The sequence below is a fragment of the Pseudomonas sp. LBUM1648 genome, assembly GCF_059716145.1.
Genome location: NZ_CP166808.1, coordinates 5998995 through 6017990 on the forward strand (window position 1 = coordinate 5998995; position 18996 = coordinate 6017990).

The following is an 18996-nucleotide window of genomic DNA, read 5'->3' on the forward strand; positions in this document are numbered from 1 at the left end:
GGGCTGCGGAGCAGTCCTGAAACCGTCAAACGCGGTTGTTCTGGATGACCGCGGTTGACGACTTGGGGCCGCTTCGCGCCCCATCGGGGATAAATCCCCTCGCCACAATAGTTCGGCGGTGTACTCACCACACCGCCGACCTCAGGCGTTAGCTGTACACCCGGCCAAGGAGCTGCCGATGGCTTTCAAACTGATCGAGCACATCCCGCGTGATCTGATCCTGCGTGAAGCCCATCAGGTCGTAATCCTGACTGCCGTTGTGCAGATACACCTCGGCGCGATAGAAACGCTGACGCGCCTCTTCAGACTCGATCGATTCAGTCGGGGTCGCCAGATAGCCATCCAGGCTCACTTCGTAAACGAAAGGGTTGCCCTCTTCCATCTCGATGCGCACGCCCATGCAACGTTTGGATTTACCCAACAACGTTTGCACTTCCAGACCCTGCGCACGCATTTGCGCAGCCGCATCTTCCAGCGCCGGGCTGACCTGTTTGTCCATGAAACGCTGCACCACCGATTGGCTCGGTTGCAGATCCAGTTGCGTCAAACGCTCGCTGAAACCACGACGACCGCGCTCAGCCAGTTGCGCTTGCTCCTGTTCGATCTGCACGTCCTGACGCATCGCCTTGTGCAGGCCAAACATGAAGAACACCAACACCACCGAGAACGGCAGACCGGCCAGCACCACCATGGTTTGCATGGCTTCGAAGTTACCGGCGAACAGCAGACCGATGGTCACCAGGGTGATCACCGCCGACCAGAAAATCCGCAGCCAGTGCGGCGCATCTTCGTCGACGTTGCCGCCCTTGCACGACAGATTCGCCATCATCACCGCGCCGGAGTCGGCCGGGGTCAGGAACAGCACGAAACCGACAAAGATCGACACACCGATGACGACTTTCGACGCCGGGTAGTGCTCAAGCAACTGATAGATCGCCATCGACGGCTGTTCCAGCGCCGTCTTGCCCAACTCAACCGCCCCCTGATTCATCACCAGATCGAGTGCCGAGTTACCAAAGATCGACAGCCAGGCCAAGGTGAAGCCCAGCGGAATCAGCAGCACGCCGGCGACCAGTTCACGCACGGTACGACCACGGGAAATACGCGCGATGAACATGCCTACGAATGGTGCCCAGGAAATCCACCACGCCCAGTAAAACAGAGTCCACAGGCCCATCCAGCGCTCGGATTTCTCGCCACTGCCTTCGTACACATAAAGGTCGAACGTTTTCAGGACGATGCCGTTGAGGTAATCGCCGATGTTCTGTACGAAGCCGTTGAGCAGGTGCAGCGTCGGGCCAAACAGCAGAACGAAAATCAGCAGACCGCTGAACAGCACGATGTTCAGGTTGGACAGACGACGGATGCCGTTTTCCACACCGGACACGGCAGCGATGGTCGCTACGGTGCTCATCACGATGATCACGATCAGCAAATTGGTGTTGCTGTGTTCCATGCCGAACAGGTTTTCCAGGCCCGAGGACACTTGCAGCGAGCCGATCCCCAGGTTGGTCACCAGACCCAGCAGGGTCACGAACATGCCGAAGCCGTCTACAGCGTGACCGGCCGCGCCTTTGACCCAACGCTCGCCCACCAGCGGATACAGCGCCGAACGCAGGGCCAGCGGCTGGTTATGACGATAGGCAAAGTAAGCAACAGCCAGACCGACCAGTGCGTAGATTGCCCAGCCGTGCAGGCCCCAGTGCAGGAACGTCAGTTGCACCGCCTGACGCGCGGCCATGTTGGTGGCCGATGCGCCTTCCGGCGGATTGAAGTAGTGATCCAGTGGCTCGGATGCGCCGAAGTACAGCAGCGAAATACCGATACCCGACGAGAACAGCATCCCCGCCCAGGCGCCGTAACTGAAATCCGGGGTGTCGTCCTTGCTGCCCAGTTTGAGTTTGCCGTAGGAGGAAAACGCCAGGCCCACCACAAACACCAGGTAAGCGGCGATCACCACCATGTAGTACCAGCCGAAGCTGCGCGACAACCAGGCCTGAGCGATACCCAACAATCTGCCGGCCTCTTGCGGGGCGATGATCAGAATGGCGGTCAACAACAGAATCAGCGCGGTAGAGGTGTAAAACACCCAACCGTTGACCGTCACCTTCTCGGGCGGGGTCTTTATAAGCGAGGCAGAACTCATGGCACAAATGCTCCAGGCAGTGCGAGAGAAGAACACAAGGCAACACGGAACCCGACCAATCGGTTAGTTGGCAGCCGACCGGCGGGTGATATAAAGACACCCCGAAAAAAGCCCGAACCTGCCGAAATGGCGCTGCGAATCGCTTTCGTGGCCAAAGCAGTGCGGACGTTCATCCGAAACCTGGCCCTGAGCGTCTTGCCCATTCAACACGTCCATCGAACAGCGAACCGCGCCATGCCCCACGCAGGTTTCAAGCATTTTCGGATGTCGGTTTTATCGCCACTTACGTGTAGGAAATATCTGTAGGCAGCGACGATTTGTCGCAGATCTTATTCTTTGTTGATTGAACGTTCAATCAAAACAAAATAGACTGGCCCTCAATCCGATAAGCGTTCATCGCCCGTCGGAAGGCCTAAGGAGATGTGCAAGATGCCCAAGGTCGGTATGCAACCCATCCGCCGCCAACAACTGATCGAAGCCACGTTGCAAGCGGTCGATCAGGTCGGAATGGGGGACGCCAGCATTGCGCTGATCGCCCGTTTGGCCGGTGTCTCGAATGGCATCATCAGTCATTACTTTCAGGACAAGAACGGCCTGATTGCCGCCACGATGCGGTATCTGATGAATGTCCTCAGCGAGAACGTCACCGCGCGCCGTCAGGCGCTGGCAGACAGCAGCCCACGGGCGCATCTGCAGGTGATCATCGAAGGCAACTTCGACGCCAGCCAGGTCAATGGCCCGGCAATGAAAACCTGGCTGGCCTTCTGGGCCACCAGCATGCACCAGCCGTCTTTGCACAGGTTGCAGCGGATCAACGATCACCGTCTGTATTCCAACCTGTGCTGCGAGTTCCGCCGCGTGTTGCCGCTCGAAGATGCGCGCAGCGCCGCCCGGGGTCTCGCAGCCCTCATCGACGGTTTGTGGTTGCGCGGCGCACTGTCGGGAGACGCTTTCGACACGGCGCAGGCGCAACAGATCGCTTACGAATACATGGATTTCCAATTGGCCAAGCAGGTGAGCTAGAGCACAGAGAAAACGCTCGGCCCCTGAACCGCCACCGCAGCGTCATCGCGGTGGTCAACGCCAACCACTAATGCACTTGCGAGGACACTATGGCCCGTTTCGAACTGCAAAAACTCTACATCGATGGCGCGTACTCCGACGCTGGCAGCGATGCCACCTTCGAAGCCATCAACCCGGCGAACGGTGAAGTCCTCGCCAAAGTGCAACGTGCGACCAAGGAAGACGTCGAGCGTGCTGTGGTCAGCGCCGAAAAGGGCCAGAAAATCTGGGCCGCGATGACCGCCATGGAGCGTTCGCGCATCCTGCGTCGCGCCGTCGACATCCTGCGCGAGCGCAACGATGAACTGGCTGCTCTGGAAACTCTGGACACCGGTAAAGCCTTCTCCGAAACCAAGTACGTCGACATCGTCACCGGCGCTGACGTGCTGGAATACTACGCAGGCCTGGTACCCGCCATCGAAGGCGAGCAGATCCCGCTGCGTGACACCGCTTTCGTCTACACCCGTCGCGAGCCGCTGGGCGTGGTTGCCGGTATCGGCGCGTGGAACTACCCGATCCAGATCGCGCTGTGGAAATCCGCTCCAGCCCTGGCGGCCGGTAACGCGATGATCTTCAAGCCAAGCGAAGTCACCTCGCTGACCACCCTGAAACTGGCCGAGATCTACACCGAAGCCGGCGTACCGAATGGCGTGTTCAACGTGCTGACCGGCAGCGGCCGTGAAGTCGGCACCTGGCTGACCGAGCACCCGCGCATCGAGAAGATCTCGTTCACTGGCGGCACCGACACCGGCAAGAAAGTAATGGCCAGCGCTTCGGCTTCGTCGCTCAAAGACGTGACCATGGAACTGGGCGGCAAATCCCCGCTGATCATCTTCGACGACGCCGACCTCGATCGCGCTGCCGACACCGCGATGATGGCCAACTTCTACAGCTCCGGTCAGGTCTGCACCAACGGCACTCGCGTATTCGTGCCTGGCCACCTGAAAGCTGCTTTCGAAGCCAAGATCGTTGAGCGCGTTGCACGCATCCGCGTCGGCAACCCGGAAGACGAAAACACCAACTTCGGCCCACTGGTCAGCTTCCCGCACATGGAAAGCGTGCTGGGTTACATCGCCAAGGGTAAAGAAGAAGGTGCCCGCGTCCTGTGTGGCGGCGAGCGTCTGACCGACGGCGAATTCGCCAAAGGCGCATTCGTTGCTCCGACCGTGTTCACCGATTGCACCGACGACATGACCATCGTCCGTGAAGAAATCTTTGGCCCGGTCATGGCGATCCTCTCCTACGAAACCGAAGAAGAAGTGATCCGCCGCGCCAACGACACCGACTTCGGCTTGGCCGCCGGTATCGTCACCAAAGACCTGAACCGCGCTCACCGCGTGATTCATCAACTGGAAGCCGGCATCTGCTGGATCAACGCCTGGGGCGAGTCCGACGCAAAAATGCCGGTGGGCGGTTACAAGCAGTCGGGCGTTGGCCGTGAGAACGGCATCAGCTCGCTGAACAACTTCACTCGCATCAAATCGGTACAGGTCGAGCTGGGCGATTACGTCTCGGTGTTCTGATTGTGGCGAGGGGATTTATCCCCGATGGGCTGCGAAGCAGCCCCCTTCCAGACCCTGCAGTTCTCCAGATAGATCTCAATCGCTGATTTCAGGACTGCTGCGCAGCCCATCGGGGATAAATCCCCTCACCACAGGCTTTGCAGGGTCCCGGCGATCTTGACCTGACCAACTTCAAAGAGGGTGCATTCAATGTCCCAAGAATTCGATTACATCATCATCGGTGCCGGCTCGGCCGGTAACACCCTGGCGACCCGTCTGACTGAAGACGAAGGCGTCACCGTTCTGCTGCTCGAAGCAGGCGGCCCGGACTACCGTTTAGACTTCCGCACGCAAATGCCGGCCGCCCTGGCGTTCCCGCTGCAAGGCCGTCGCTACAATTGGGCCTACGAAACCGATCCAGAGCCACATATGGACGGTCGCCGGATGGAATGCGGTCGCGGCAAAGGCCTCGGCGGTTCCTCGCTGATCAACGGCATGTGCTACATCCGCGGCAACGCGATGGACTACGACGGTTGGGCGAAACTGCCAGGCCTGGAAAACTGGTCGTACCTCGACTGCCTGCCGTACTTCCGCAAAGCCGAAACCCGTGACATCGGCCCGAACGACTACCACGGTGGCGAAGGCCCGGTCAGCGTGACCACGCCGAAGGCGGGTAACAACCCGCTGTTCCACGCCATGGTTGAAGCTGGCGTACAAGCCGGCTACCCGCGCACCGAAGACCTGAACGGTTACCAGCAGGAAGGTTTCGGCCCGATGGACCGCACCGTGACGCCGAATGGCCGTCGTGCTTCCACCGCCCGTGGTTACCTCGACACCGCTAAAAAGCGTTCGACTCTGACCATCGTCACCCACGCCCTGACCGACAAGATCCTGTTCGAAGGCAAGCGTGCGGTCGGCGTGCGCTACCTGGTCGGCGATGCTGAAGAACGCGTTGAAGTCAAAGCGCGCAAAGAAGTGTTGCTGTGCTCCGGCGCCATCGCTTCGCCGCAGGTTCTGCAGCGTTCCGGCGTTGGCCCGGCGAAGCTGCTGGAAAGCCTCGACATTCCAGTCGTCCACGATCTGCCGGGCGTTGGTGAAAACCTGCAGGACCACCTTGAGCTGTACCTGCAATACGCTTGCACCCAACCGGTTTCGCTGTACCCGTCGCTGCTCTGGTACAACCAGCCAGCCATCGGTGCCGAATGGCTGTTCAACGGCACCGGCATCGGCGCCAGCAACCAGTTCGAGGCCGGCGGTTTCATCCGTTCGCGTCCGGAATTCGAATGGCCGAACATCCAGTACCACTTCCTGCCGGTGGCGATTAACTACAACGGCAGCAACGGGGTGAAAGAGCACGGTTTCCAGGCGCACATGGGTTCCATGCGCTCGCCAAGCCGTGGTCGCATCCAGGTCAAATCCAAGGATCCGCGTCAGCATCCGAGCATCCTGTTCAACTACATGGCCACCGAGCAGGACTGGCAGGAATTCCGCGACGGCATCCGCCTGACCCGTGAAATCATGCAACAGCCTGCACTGGACGCCTTCCGTGGCCGCGAAATCAGCCCGGGCATCGACGTGCAAACTGATGAACAGCTGGACAAGTTCATTCGTGAGCACGCCGAAACCGCGTTCCACCCGTCCTGCTCGTGCAAGATGGGCACCGACGAGATGGCTGTGGTCGATGGCGAAGGTCGTGTGCACGGCATGCAAGGCCTGCGTGTGGTCGATGCGTCGATCATGCCGATCATCACCACCGGCAACCTGAACGCGCCGACGATCATGATGGCCGAGAAAATCGCCGACAAGATCCGTGGCCGCCAGCCGCTGCCGCGTAGCACCGCTGCTTACTACGTTGCGGGCGATGCGCCAGTGAAGGGCAAACCGATGCGTGATATCACGCCTGTTGCTCAGTAAGACGTAATACCGAGGCGCGGCCTTCGCGAGCAGGCTCGCTCCCACAGTAGATCTCCAGTGAACACAAAATGTGTGAGCGCTCAGGATTTAATGTGGGAGCGAGCCTGCTCGCGAAGGGGCCCTCACATTCAGCACAAATCCCTCTGCTTCAAGTAAATCCTCCTACACCCCCTCTTCACTTGATCCTACCCCCACGCAGGCCTACTCTAGACCTCGCGCGACCGCTTCACCCCTCCCCGCCGAATCGCAATGCCCCGCTACTCCATAACAAGGAGGTTCCCGAATGTTCGATTTCCACCCCCAGCTCAAGCAGCGCTTCGCTGCCTTGCGCACGGGCGCTGAATTCTTTTCCCTGCGGTATGTACGCGAGTCCGGCCAGTACCTGTCGGTGCGCAAGAACGTTGCCGAGCCGCCGAGCCTGAGCCGCGACGAAGGGGCGATGCTCACGGTGCGGGTCAACGGTGTCGAGGCCTACGCGGCCACCAACGACCTCTCGCAACAAGGCCTGCAAGCCGCCCTTGAGCGCGCCGAACAGCAGGCCCGGGCGCTCAAGCCCCACGCCTTGCTCGACCTGCGCGATCAGCCGGTTTCGAGCGACCGCGCCGATTACTTTTCACCCAATCTTGACCAACCCTTCCCGTCCCTGAGCGAATGCTTTGAGCTGCTCGGCGCCGAATCCGCCTCGGTGCCAAAGGATGAGCGCCTGGTGAATTGGGAAGTGAGCATCGGCATCACCCACGTCGAGCAGATCTACCTGAGCAGCGCCGGCGCCGAACTGCGCCAGGCCCAGCGCTTCGTCTACCCGAGCCTCGACGTCACCGCCTACGACGGCAACGACAGCCAGACCCGCAGCCTCGGCCGTGAGAACTTCGGCCAGCAGGGCGGCGCGGATGTGATCAGCCGCTGCGGCCTGATCGGCGCCGGCCCGCAAGTCGCCGATCAGGCCTTGCAACTGCTGCTCGCACCGAACACCCCGCAAGGCCCGCGCGATCTGCTGCTGATGCCCGACCAGATGATGCTGCAGATCCACGAGTCCATCGGCCACCCGCTGGAACTCGACCGCATCCTCGGCGATGAACGTAATTACGCAGGCACCAGTTTCGTCAAAGCCAGCGACTTCGGCAGCCTGCAATACGGCTCGAAACTGCTCAACGTGACGTTCGATCCGGGTATTCCCGAAGAACTCGCCAGCTACGGCCATGACGACGACGGCACCAAGGCCAGCAAACAATTCCTGATTCGCGAAGGCCTGTTACTCCGGCCATTGGGCGGTGCACTGTCGCAGTTCCGTGCAGGGCTCGACGGCGTCGCCAATAGCCGCGCCTGCGGCTGGAACCGCCCGCCGATCGACCGCATGGCCAACCTCAACATTGAGCCGGGCGACCAGCCACTTGAGCAGATGATCAAGGGCATCGAGCACGGCATTTTGATGAGCACCAACCGTTCGTGGTCGATTGACGATGCGCGCAACAAATTCCAGTTCGGCTGTGAATGGGGTCAGTTGATCGAAAACGGCGAACTCAAAGGCGTGGTGAAAAACCCCAACTACCGGGCGATTTCCGCGCACTTCTGGAAGAGCCTGCGCGCTGTCGGCGATGCCAACACCGTCAAGGTGCTGGGCACGCCAAACTGCGGCAAAGGCGAACCGAACCAGGTAATCCGCGTCGGCCACGCTTCACCGGCCTGCGTATTCAGCAACGTTGATGTATTTGGGGGAGACGCCTGATGAGTATTTCGAAGAGTCAGTCCGACGCCTTCAAGGTCATGGTCAATTGGCTGCGCGACAGCGTGCGCGAGCCCGAGCAGTTCACCCTCAGCTACGCCGCCGAATCCTCGGCATTCGTGCGTTTCAACCACGCCAAGGTGCGGCAGGCCGGGCAAGTGCAGCAAGCCGAGGTTGGCCTGAAACTGATCAACGACGGCCGCCACGCCGACCTGCACATCACCCTGTCCGGTGATCAGGAAGCCGACCTGCAACGCCTTGCCGAAGGCCTGCAACAACTGCGCGAAACCCTGCCGCTGCTGCCGCAGGATCCGTATCTGTTGCTCAACCACAACGGCTGGCAGAGCAAGAACATCCAGGAACATCCGCTGCCTGACACCGAGCAGGTCGTGGCAGAAATCTGCGCTGCTGCTGAAGGTCTGGATCTGGTCGGTTTCTATGCGGCCGGCCCGATCAGCCGTGGCTTCGCCAGCTCTGCGGGTGCATTTGGCTGGCATCAGGCCAACAGCTTCAATTTCGACTTCAGCCTGTTCCATGAAAATGGCGAAGCGGTGAAGGCGAGCTACGCCGGGCACGAATGGAGCCGCGAAGGCTTCGCCAAGCGTTTCCAGCAGGCCCGCGAGCAGCTTGAGTTTCTCGGTCGCCCGCTGCGTACACTGGCACCGGGGCAGTACCGCGCTTACCTGGCACCCGCTGCACTGGAAGAAATCATGGGCATGTTGTGCTGGGGTGGTTTCTCGGCACAGTCGATTGCCAGCAAAAGCAGCCCGCTGCAAAAGCTGTATGCCGGCGATCAGACATTCAGCCCACTGGTGTCGCTGGATGAGAAAGTCAGCGGTTCACTGAGCCCGGCGTTTTCCGGGGAGGGTTATCCGCGCAGCGATCTGCGGCTAATCATCGAAGGCAAGGCCGGCGAGCAACTGGTCGGGTCGCGCAGTGCCGCCGAATACGGCTTGACCGCCAACGGCGCAGGCGGCGGTGAAGCACCGAGTGCGTTGAATATGGCGGCCGGTGATCTGTCGCAAGCGGAGATACTCAAGCAGTTGGGCACCGGGTTGTACATCAGCAATTTGTGGTACCTGAACTTCTCGGATCAACCGGCGGCGCGCCTCACCGGCATGACTCGCTTCGCAACCTTCTGGGTCGAGAACGGCGAGATTCAGGCGCCGGTCAGCACCATGCGTTTTGATGACAGCGCTTACAACCTGCTCGGTTCGCAGCTGGAAGCGCTGACCGCCGAGCGCGAGATGTTGTTGTCGGCGAGCACGTATAGCCAGCGCAATACTTCGTCGGCGCTATTGCCGGGCGCGCTGGTGAGCCGATTGACGCTAACGCTGTAAACATAAATCCCCGGCACACCGGGGATCAAATGTTGGAATGAGCTTTGTGGCGAGGGGATTTATCCCCGATGGACTGCGCAGCAGGCCCCCGCATTTGATTTTAAAAGCGGGGGCCGCTACGCGCCCCATCGGGGATAAATCCCCTCACCACAGGGTTTCATTTCAGAACAAGAATTCGGATTAACCCACAAGAGGTTCCATGCCCAACCGCCCGCCTCTCGACGCCATCACCGCACGCTGGTTGCCGTGGGTCGTCGCCATCGCGTTCTTCATGCAGTCCCTCGACGGGACCATCCTCAACACCGCCCTGCCGGCCATGGCCCGGGATCTGGCCGAAGACCCGTTACGCATGCAAGGCGTGGTCATCGCCTACATGCTCACCGTGGCGTTGTTGATCCCCGCTTCCGGCTGGATCGCCGACCGCTTCGGCACCAAGAAAATCTTCTTCGGCGCGATCCTGCTGTTCAGCCTCGGCTCGCTGCTCTGCGCGCTGTCGAGCAGCTTGAGCATGCTGGTCGGGGCCCGGGTGATTCAGGGCCTGGGCGGTGCGCTGATGCTGCCGGTCGGGCGACTGGTGGTGCTGCGTGCCTATCCGCGATCCGAACTGGTGCGGATCATGGGCTTCATCACCATTCCCGGCCTGCTCGGCCCACTGATCGGCCCGACCATGGGCGGCTGGATGGTGGAGTACCTGACGTGGCACTGGATCTTCCTGATCAACCTGCCGGTGGGCGTGATCGGTTGTTACGCGGTATGGAAATTCATTCCCGATCTGCGCGGCACTGAGCGCACGCGCTTCGACAGTCTCGGCTTCCTGCTGTTTGGCGCGGCGATGATCCTCATCACCATCGCCATGGAAGGCCTCGGCGAACTGCACCTGCCGCACCTGCGGGTGATGTTGCTGCTGTTCGGCGGCATGGCGTGTCTCGCGGCGTACTGGCTGCGCGCCGGGCATATCGAAAATCCATTGTTCGCGCCATCGCTGTTCAAGACTCGTACATTTGCCGTCGGCATTCTCGGCAACCTGTTCGCCCGTCTGGGCAGCGGCGCCCTGCCGTTTCTGGTGCCGTTGCTGCTGCAAGTGGCGCTGGGTTATTCACCGTCGCAAGCCGGGATGAGCATGCTGCCGCTGGCCGCTGCGGCGATGGTCGCCAAGTGGGTGGCGCGGCCGCTGATTGAGCGCCTCGGTTATCGCATCGTTCTCACCGGCAACACGCTGGCGCTGGGGATCATGCTGGCGAGCATGGGCCTGGTCAGCGAGCAGACGCCGTACTGGTTGCTCTTGTGCCTGCTGGCGGTGCTCGGCGCGATCAACTCGCTGCAATTCACCGCGATGAACACCGTGACCCTGATCGACCTCGATGACGCCAGCGCCAGTAGCGGCAACAGTCTGCTGTCGGTGGTCGCGCAGTTGTCGTTGAGTCTCGGTGTGGCGTGCGCCGGTGCATTGCTCGGCGGTTTTACGGCGGAGATCGGCAACGATGGCGTGGAAACCGTGCTGGGTGCGTTCCAGTTGACCTTTGTGACGGTCGGAATCATGGCGATGCTCGCCGCGACGATCTTCTCGCAACTGTCGAAAGAAGATGGCCGGCGCGCCAAACGTCCGGAAGAGCACATCGAACATTAATCACTGTTCGTCCAGAACTTTCGAGGAAAGTGGCACGGGGCTGCTACACTGCGCGACATTTTGTTTTGCAGGCCAGTCCCGTGACCACCATCGCCACCGCTTTTAATACTCTGCCGCTGTCCGCCGCCATGCTGGCTAACCTCGAATCCCTCGGTTATGCCCAAATGACGCCGATCCAGGCGCAGAGCTTGCCGGTGATCCTCAAGGGGATGGACCTGATCGCCCAGGCCAAAACCGGCAGCGGCAAAACCGCTGCATTCGGCATCGGCCTGCTCAACCCGATCAACCCGCGCTACTTCGGTTGCCAGGCGCTGGTGATCTGCCCGACCCGTGAGCTGGCCGACCAGGTCGCCAAGGAAGTCCGTCGTCTGGCCCGCGCCGAAGACAACATCAAAGTCCTGACCCTGTGCGGCGGCGTGTCGTTCGGCCCGCAGATCGCTTCGCTGGAACACGGCGCACACATCATCGTCGGCACCCCGGGACGCATTCAGCAGCATCTGCGCAAGGGTTCGCTGGTACTTGATGGCCTGAACACGCTGATCCTCGACGAAGCCGACCGCATGCTCGACATGGGTTTCTACGACGCCATCGAAGACATCATCGTCAAAACCCCAGAGCGTCGTCAGACCCTGCTGTTCTCCGCGACGTATCCTGTGGGCATCAAGCAACTGGCCTCGAAATTCATGCGTGATCCGCAAACGGTCAAGGCCGAAGCGTTCCACGATGACACGCAGATCGAGCAGCGTTTCTACGAGATTTCCCCGGAAGACCGCATGAGTGCAGTGACCAAAGTCCTGCACCACTTCCGTCCGGCCTCCTGCGTGGCGTTCTGTTTCACCAAGCAGCAGGTGCAGGAAACCGTCGACCACCTGACCGCCAAAGGCATTTCCGCCGTCGGCTTGCACGGCGATCTGGAACAGCGTGACCGCGATCAGGTGCTGGCAATGTTCGCCAACCGCAGCACTTCAGTGCTGGTCGCCACCGACGTTGCCGCCCGTGGTCTGGACATCGATGCGCTGGACATGGTGATCAACGTCGAACTGGCCCGCGACTCGGAAATCCACATTCACCGCGTTGGCCGTACCGGTCGCGCCGGCGAGAAAGGCATTGCGATCAGCCTCGTTGCACCGGGCGAAGCGCACCGCGCGCAGGCCATCGAGCAACTGCAGAAATCCCCGCTGAACTGGGATCAGGTCGACAACCTCAAGTCCCAGGGCCTCGCCCCGTTGCAGCCGCCGATGACCACCCTGTGCATCGGCGCTGGCCGTAAAGACAAAGTGCGTCCGGGCGACATCCTCGGTGCTCTGACTGGCGACGCCGGCATTCCCGGCGCTCAGGTCGGCAAGATCGCAATCTTCGATTTCCAGGCCTACGTGGCCGTTGAACGCACCGTGGCCATGCAAGCCTTGCAGCGTTTGAACGACGGCAAGATCAAGGGCCGTTCGTTGCGCGTGCGTATCTTGTAAACAATCTTCCATCCAAAGGAGATCCCCTGTGGGAGCGAGCCTGCTCGCGAATGCAATCTGTCAGTCGACATCAGTGTTGAATGACACACCGCTTTCGCGAGCAGGCTCGCTCCCACAGTTTGTTTTGTAGCGATCCACCAAGAGGACACCGTTTTGCGCTCTACCGAAGTCGTGATCATTGGCGCTGGCGCCGCTGGATTGATGTGTGCATTGACCGCCGCCGGGCGTGGCCGTCAGGTACTGCTGCTCGACCATGCGAACAAGGCCGGCAAGAAAATCCTGATGTCGGGCGGTGGTCGCTGCAATTTCACCAACATGTACACCGAACCAAGCAATTTCCTTTCGCAAAACCCGCACTTCTGCAAATCCGCACTGGCACGCTACACCCAGTGGGATTTCATCGGAATGGTCGGCAAGCACGCCGTGCCGTATCACGAGAAAAAACTCGGCCAGTTGTTTTGCGATAACAAGTCCAGCGACATCCTCGGCATGCTGCTGGACGAGTGCGATCAGGTCGGCGTCGAGTTGCACCTCGATACCTCGATCCAGACCATCGAAAAAATCGAGAGCGGTTACCTGCTCGACACCACCCTCGGCCAGATCCAGTGCCAGTCGCTGGTAATCGCCACCGGCGGTCTGTCGATCCCCACGCTAGGCGCCACCGGTTTCGGTTATCAGGTGGCCAAACAGTTCGGCCACGAACTGCTGCCGACCCGCGCCGGCCTGGTGCCGTTCACCATCACCGATCAGCTCAAGGACTTGTGCACGGAGCTGTCCGGCACTTCCGTGGATTGTCTGGTGAGCTGCAACGACCAGAGTTTTCGCGAGAACATCCTGTTCACCCATCGCGGGCTCAGTGGGCCGGCGATCTTGCAGATCTCGTCGTTCTGGGAATCCGGCGACACGGTAGAGATCAATCTGCTGCCGGATCACGACGCGGCTACATGGCTGCAACAGCAAGTGGCCGAACGCCCGAACAGCGAACTGAAAACCCTGCTCGGTGAAATCTTCACCAAGAAGATGGCTGGTTTGCTGGCGGACAACTGGTTCGTCTCCAAACCGATGAAGCAATACACCCATGCCGAGCTGGCGGAAATCGCCGACAAGCTGGGGAGCTGGAAAGTCGTTCCGGCCGGCACCGAAGGTTATCGCACCGCCGAAGTTACGCTGGGTGGGGTCGATACTCGCGAAGTCTCCTCCAAGACCATGGAATCGCTGAAAAGCCCTGGCCTGTACTTCATCGGCGAGGTGCTCGACGTCACCGGCCATCTGGGTGGCTTCAACTTCCAGTGGGCCTGGGCCTCGGGTTACGCGGCTGCGCAGTACGTCTGATCCAAACCCAATGCAAAACCCTGTGGGAGCGAGCTTTTGTGGTGAGGGGATTTATCCCCGATTGGGGTGTGCAGCACCCCCAAAAAGCCTGAATGCGGTCCGTCTGACAAACTGAGGTGACAGATTTGGGGGCGCTGCGCACCCCATCGGGGATAAATCCCCTCGCCACAGTTTCAATACAGGCCTTCAATGCCCATCAATCAAGGAACACTTTTTGCTGTCAGATGTGATCGGCGCCATTGCGTCGGCGTCATTACTGGCTCAATTTAGCGGCATCGCCTCGGAAGGCCTTCGCACTTCATGTCCTCGACCTCGTTTCGTCAGTCTTTGCGGCGCCTGTGGGCGCTGGATAAATTCAGCTATAGCGTGCGGGTGTTCATCGCCCTGACCGGCAGCATGGCGCTGTGTTGGTATCAGGATGAAATGGGGCTGCTGATCCCGTTGTTCCTGGGGATTATCGCCAGCGCCCTGGCCGAGACCGACGACAGTTGGCAGGGCCGCCTCAACGCACTCGCCGTGACGCTGGTGTGTTTCAGCATCGCCGCGCTGTCGGTGGAATTACTCTTCCCCTACCCCATCGTGTTTGCCGTCGCTCTGGCACTGGCCAGTTTCGGCCTGACCATGCTCGGTGCGCTCGGTGAGCGTTATGGTGCGATCGCGTCGGCGACCTTGATTCTCTCCGTGTACACGATGATCGGCGTCGATCAGCGCGGTGGCGCGGTGATCGATTTCTGGCATGAACCGATGCTGCTGGTGGCGGGCGCCGCTTGGTACGGCTTGCTCTCGGTGCTGTGGCAGGCGATGTTTTCCAATCAGCCGGTGCAGCAGAGTCTGGCGCGGTTATTCCGTGAACTCGGGTTCTACCTGAAGCTAAAATCCTCGCTGTTCGAGCCGGTCCGGCAGATGGACGTCGAAGCCCGGCGCCTGGAACTGGCCCAGCAAAATGGCCGCGTGGTCGCTGCATTGAACAGCGCCAAGGAAATCATCCTGCACCGGGTCGGCAACGGTCGCCCCGGCTCGAAAGTCAGCCGTTACCTGAAGCTGTATTTCCTCGCCCAGGACATCCACGAACGCGCCAGCTCTTCGCACTATCCGTACAACGCACTGGCCGAAGCATTCTTCCACAGCGACGTGCTGTTCCGCTGCCAGCGCCTGCTGCGCCAGCAAGGCAAGGCCTGCCGGGCACTCGCCGAATCGATCCAGATGCGCCAGCCGTTCGTCTACGACGCCAGTTTCGCCGAAGCCCTGAGCGACCTCGACGCCTCCCTCGAACACCTGCGCATCCAGAGCAATCCGGCCTGGCGCGGCCTGCTGCGGTCACTGCGCGCATTGGCGGCCAACCTCGGCACCCTCGACCGTCTGCTCAGCGATGCGAGCAACCCCGATGCCTTGGCCGACGCCACCGACAGCAGCCTGCTCGACCGCTCGCCACGCAATCTGAAAGACGTGTGGATTCGCCTGCGCACACAACTGACGCCGACTTCGCTGCTGTTCCGCCACGCCCTGCGTTTGCCGCTGGCGTTGAGCATCGGCTACGGCATGGTGCATTTGATTCACCCGTCGCAAGGCTACTGGATCATCCTCACCACGCTGTTCGTCTGCCAGCCGAACTACGGCGCGACGCGACGCAAACTCGGTCAGCGGATTCTCGGTACGGCCATCGGCCTGACCGTGGCGTGGGCCTTGTTCGATCTGTTCCCGAGCCCGCTGGTGCAGTCGTGCTTCGCCATCGCCGCCGGGGTGGTGTTCTTTACCAACCGCACCACCCGCTACACCCTGGCGACGGCAGCGATCACCATCATGGTGTTGTTCTGCTTCAATCAGGTCGGCGATGGTTACGGACTGTTCCTGCCACGGCTGTTCGATACCCTGCTCGGCAGCCTGATCGCCGGCCTGACGGTGTTCCTGTTCCTGCCGGACTGGCAGGGTCGACGCCTGAACAAAGTGCTGGCCAACACCCTGACCTGCAACAGCATCTACCTGCGCCAGATCATGCAGCAATACGCCGCCGGCAAGAGCGACGACCTCGCTTATCGCCTGGCCCGGCGCAACGCGCACAACGCCGATGCGGCGCTGTCGACGACGCTGGCGAACATGCTGATGGAGCCGGGGCATTTCCGGAAGGAAGCGGATGTCGGCTTCCGCTTTCTGGTGCTGTCGCACACCTTGCTCAGTTATCTGTCAGGGCTGGGCGCGCATCGCGAGACTCAGTTGCCGGCCGATGTGCGCGAACATTTGATTGACGGTGCCGGCGTGAAACTGGCGGCGAGCATCGATGAAATCGCCCAAGGGCTGGCGAGCAAGCAGCCGGTGGCGATTCAGAGTGATGAAGAAGAAGCGCTGGCCAATGAGCTGGAGCAGATGCCGGATGAGATTGATGAGGGGCAGCGGTTGGTACAGACGCAACTGGCGCTGATCTGCCGACAGTTGGGGCCGTTGCGCACGCTGGCGGCGCACCTTATCAAAGACACTGCCGAGGTTTGAGGTGGCCGGACTGGCCTCACATTCCGTGTTGCCTCAGCAACTTGTCATAACTGCCATCCGCCTTCATCGCCTCAATCGCCTTATCAAACCCCGCGACAATCTGCTCATGCTGCGGATTCTTCAGGCTCACCAAGATATGCAGGCTGTTCTCGCTCAACGGCTTGGGCAAAAACTCCACGGCACTGCGCACTTTCGGTGATTCCCGTGCCAGGTAATGCCGCGCGACATATTCATCTTCCAGCGTCAGCTTGACCCGATCCGCCGCGAGCATGCGCACCGCCATCGCAAAGTTATGCACAGGGACTTTCTGCAACGCGGTATCGGCATCGAACGGCGGCGAGTAGGCGTAACCGCGTACCACGGCAATCGGATAAGTATGCAGTTGCTGCAAGTTGTTGTATTCGAGCGGCGTGTCTTTGCGCTTGAGGAAGCGGATGCGATTAACCAGATACTCACCGGAAAATTGCCCGAATTTCGTGCGCTCATCGTTGTACCAGGCGTTGACCAGCACATCGTAGCGTCCCTCACCGACACCCAGCAGCGCCCGCGCCCATGGCACTTGCTCATAATCGCTGGCATAACCGGCCCGAGCCAGCGCGGTGCTGACAATGTCGGTGGCCAGACCGCCGTTGACCAGCGTGTCGTCAGTAAAGGGCGGCCAGATATCAAACACCAGCCGCAGCTTTTCGGCTGCAGCGGCTTGGGCCAGCAAGAGCAATCCGATCAAAGCAAAAGCTCGATGCAGTCGCGGCATGCTTGAAAATCCTTAGCGGGCGGCACGCCCGGCGTGTTTCCAGTCAAAACCCCAAGGCCCCGTACCGGCAAAACCCAGGCCCTAACATTAGCTCATTGCAGCCAGTGCACAGGGCTCCCCAGCAGATTACACAAAGAAGTCACCGGTGCGAGAAAGGAATGATGGCATTTTGACCTTTGTCACAGACTCTTACGCCATACAGACATCTTTCGCGCCTGCGCTTAGTATCGGGCGACACGTTCAAGGAATCGGAAAATGACAATCGAATGGGTCTGCAAACATCACAGCGACTTGGGCAAAGAACAGCTCTACGCCCTTTTGAAGCTGCGCTCGGAAGTGTTCGTGGTCGAACAGAAATGCGCCTATCCGGACCTCGACGGCCAGGACCTGGACGGCGACACTTACCACCTGATGGGTTGGGAGGATGACCAGTTGATGGCGTATCTGCGCCTGCTGGACCCGGAGTCCCAGGGCGGCGACGTGGTCATCGGCCGCGTGATCACCGCGCCACAAGGACGGGGCAAAGGGCTGGGGCACGAGATGATGGAGCAGGCGCTGAAACAGGCCGAGAAACACTGGCCGCAGGTGCCAATCTATCTGTCGGCGCAGGCGCATTTGCAGGGGTATTACGGCAAGTACGGGTTTGTGGCGGCGGGTGAGGAATATCTGGAGGATGACATTCCACATATCGGGATGCGGCGCGCTTAAGGGCCTTTTCGCGAGCAGGCTCGCTCCCACATTTGGAATGCATTTTCCTGTGGGAGCGAGCCTGCTCGCGATGGCGTCAGCCCAATCAACTCAGGACTCAGGGATATTCCAGCACTGCCTTGATCTGCCGCAAATTCCTCTCGATCCACCCCCGATCAATCGCCCCCCACTCGCGAATCCGATAACGCCCGGCATGGTTGCGAGCGCCCTCTTCCTGTTCGAACTCGCAGACGATATCCAGATCCGCCAGCGCGGCAATCGTGTCCTGCGCCGTGCGCCGGGGCATGCCGGTGACTTCGGTCAGCGTCGGCACACTCGGAGCCAGACCGCTGTCGATCAGGTAAGCCACATACAAGCGGCGATAGAAACTGCTTTTGGTCTTGCTTACGTCCATCCACACCTTCCTGGTTGCGACTGTTGTTATTGCATGTCCCGCCACGTCAGATACACCCGCAGATCAAACTCGACCTGGTGATACCCCGGCAGCATGTGCTCACACAATTTATAAAACGCCTTGTTGTGATCCGACTCTTTGAAGTGCGCCAGCTCATGCACCACGATCATTTTCAGAAAGTCCGGTGCGGCGTCCTTGAACAGCGAGGCGATACGAATCTCTTTCTTGGCCTTGAGCTTGCCGCCCTGCACGCGTGAAACCGTGGTGTGCAGACCAAGGGCGCGGTGGGTCAGGTCGAGGCGGTTGTCGAACAGCACTTTGTCGATGGCCGGAGCATTACGCAGGTATTCCTGTTTCAGATCCAGCGCGTAGCTGTACAACGCCTTGTCGCTCTGCACGTCATGCCGCCCCGAGTAACGTTGATCCAGGTATTCACCCAGACGCCCGTCGGCGATCAGTTGACGCACCTGATCCTGCAATTGCGCGGGATAGGCCTGGAGATACTTCAACACAGTCATGGACGGGCGACACGGTTCGAAAAAGG

14 protein-coding genes are annotated in these 18996 nt (G+C 60.3%); 10 read left to right on the forward strand and 4 right to left on the reverse strand.

What is annotated here, in order from left to right; genetic code table 11:
* Positions 1-148 precede the first annotated feature (148 nt).
* Entirely contained in the window at positions 149-2146 is a 1998-nt protein-coding gene (betT, locus tag ACA043_RS27255) for a choline BCCT transporter BetT (protein ID WP_401272212.1), read from the reverse strand.
* Between the two features lie 429 nt (positions 2147-2575).
* Between betT and betI the strand changes: the two genes are divergently transcribed.
* From betI to yccS, 9 genes are all read left to right on the forward strand, one after another.
* Positions 2576-3169 carry a transcriptional regulator BetI gene (betI, locus tag ACA043_RS27260; protein WP_025108530.1) on the forward strand — a complete coding sequence of 198 codons (594 nt, stop codon included), beginning with the start codon at positions 2576-2578 and terminating at the stop codon, positions 3167-3169.
* 89 nt (positions 3170-3258) lie between these two features.
* On the forward strand, positions 3259-4731 hold the full coding sequence (gene betB, locus ACA043_RS27265; RefSeq protein ID WP_497658235.1) for a betaine-aldehyde dehydrogenase: 1473 nt from the start codon (positions 3259-3261) through the stop codon (positions 4729-4731).
* A 189-nt stretch (positions 4732-4920) separates the two neighbouring features.
* A complete protein-coding gene (gene betA, locus ACA043_RS27270) occupies positions 4921-6624 on the forward strand; it encodes a choline dehydrogenase (protein ID WP_187679681.1) in 1704 nt (567 codons plus the stop codon).
* Between the two features lie 283 nt (positions 6625-6907).
* Positions 6908-8350 (forward strand): TldD/PmbA family protein, encoded by a 1443-nt coding sequence (locus ACA043_RS27275; protein WP_401271783.1) that lies wholly within the window; start codon positions 6908-6910, stop codon positions 8348-8350.
* Positions 8350-9687, forward strand: coding sequence for a TldD/PmbA family protein (locus ACA043_RS27280; protein ID WP_401271784.1), 1338 nt, complete (start codon positions 8350-8352; stop codon positions 9685-9687). The genes ACA043_RS27275 and ACA043_RS27280 overlap by 1 nt, the downstream gene beginning before the upstream one ends.
* Positions 9688-9886: 199 nt before the next feature.
* Entirely contained in the window at positions 9887-11314 is a 1428-nt protein-coding gene (gene mdtD / locus ACA043_RS27285) for a multidrug transporter subunit MdtD (RefSeq protein ID WP_489879347.1), read from the forward strand.
* 128 nt (positions 11315-11442) lie between these two features.
* The gene (gene dbpA, locus ACA043_RS27290; RefSeq protein WP_238156321.1) at positions 11443-12780 is read left to right on the forward strand and encodes an ATP-dependent RNA helicase DbpA; all 1338 of its coding nucleotides are present in this window, start codon (positions 11443-11445) and stop codon (positions 12778-12780) included.
* A gap of 153 nt (positions 12781-12933) precedes the next feature.
* A complete protein-coding gene (locus ACA043_RS27295) occupies positions 12934-14112 on the forward strand; it encodes a BaiN/RdsA family NAD(P)/FAD-dependent oxidoreductase (protein WP_497615504.1) in 1179 nt (392 codons plus the stop codon).
* 300 nt (positions 14113-14412) lie between these two features.
* Positions 14413-16596, forward strand: coding sequence for a YccS family putative transporter (yccS, locus tag ACA043_RS27300; RefSeq protein ID WP_187679687.1), 2184 nt, complete (start codon positions 14413-14415; stop codon positions 16594-16596).
* 16 nt (positions 16597-16612) lie between these two features.
* Here the strand turns inward: yccS and ACA043_RS27305 are convergent, their stop codons facing one another.
* Entirely contained in the window at positions 16613-17350 is a 738-nt protein-coding gene (locus ACA043_RS27305; protein ID WP_401271787.1) for a substrate-binding periplasmic protein, read from the reverse strand.
* 255 nt (positions 17351-17605) lie between these two features.
* Between ACA043_RS27305 and ACA043_RS27310 the strand changes: the two genes are divergently transcribed.
* Positions 17606-18058 carry a GNAT family N-acetyltransferase gene (locus ACA043_RS27310; RefSeq protein ID WP_401271788.1) on the forward strand — a complete coding sequence of 151 codons (453 nt, stop codon included), beginning with the start codon at positions 17606-17608 and terminating at the stop codon, positions 18056-18058.
* A 97-nt stretch (positions 18059-18155) separates the two neighbouring features.
* Here the strand turns inward: ACA043_RS27310 and ACA043_RS27315 are convergent, their stop codons facing one another.
* Entirely contained in the window at positions 18156-18452 is a 297-nt protein-coding gene (locus ACA043_RS27315; protein WP_007913779.1) for a winged helix-turn-helix domain-containing protein, read from the reverse strand.
* 26 nt (positions 18453-18478) lie between these two features.
* Positions 18479-18970, reverse strand: coding sequence for a M48 metallopeptidase family protein (locus ACA043_RS27320; protein WP_123532475.1), 492 nt, complete (start codon positions 18968-18970; stop codon positions 18479-18481).
* Between the last annotated feature and the right edge of the window lie 26 nt (positions 18971-18996).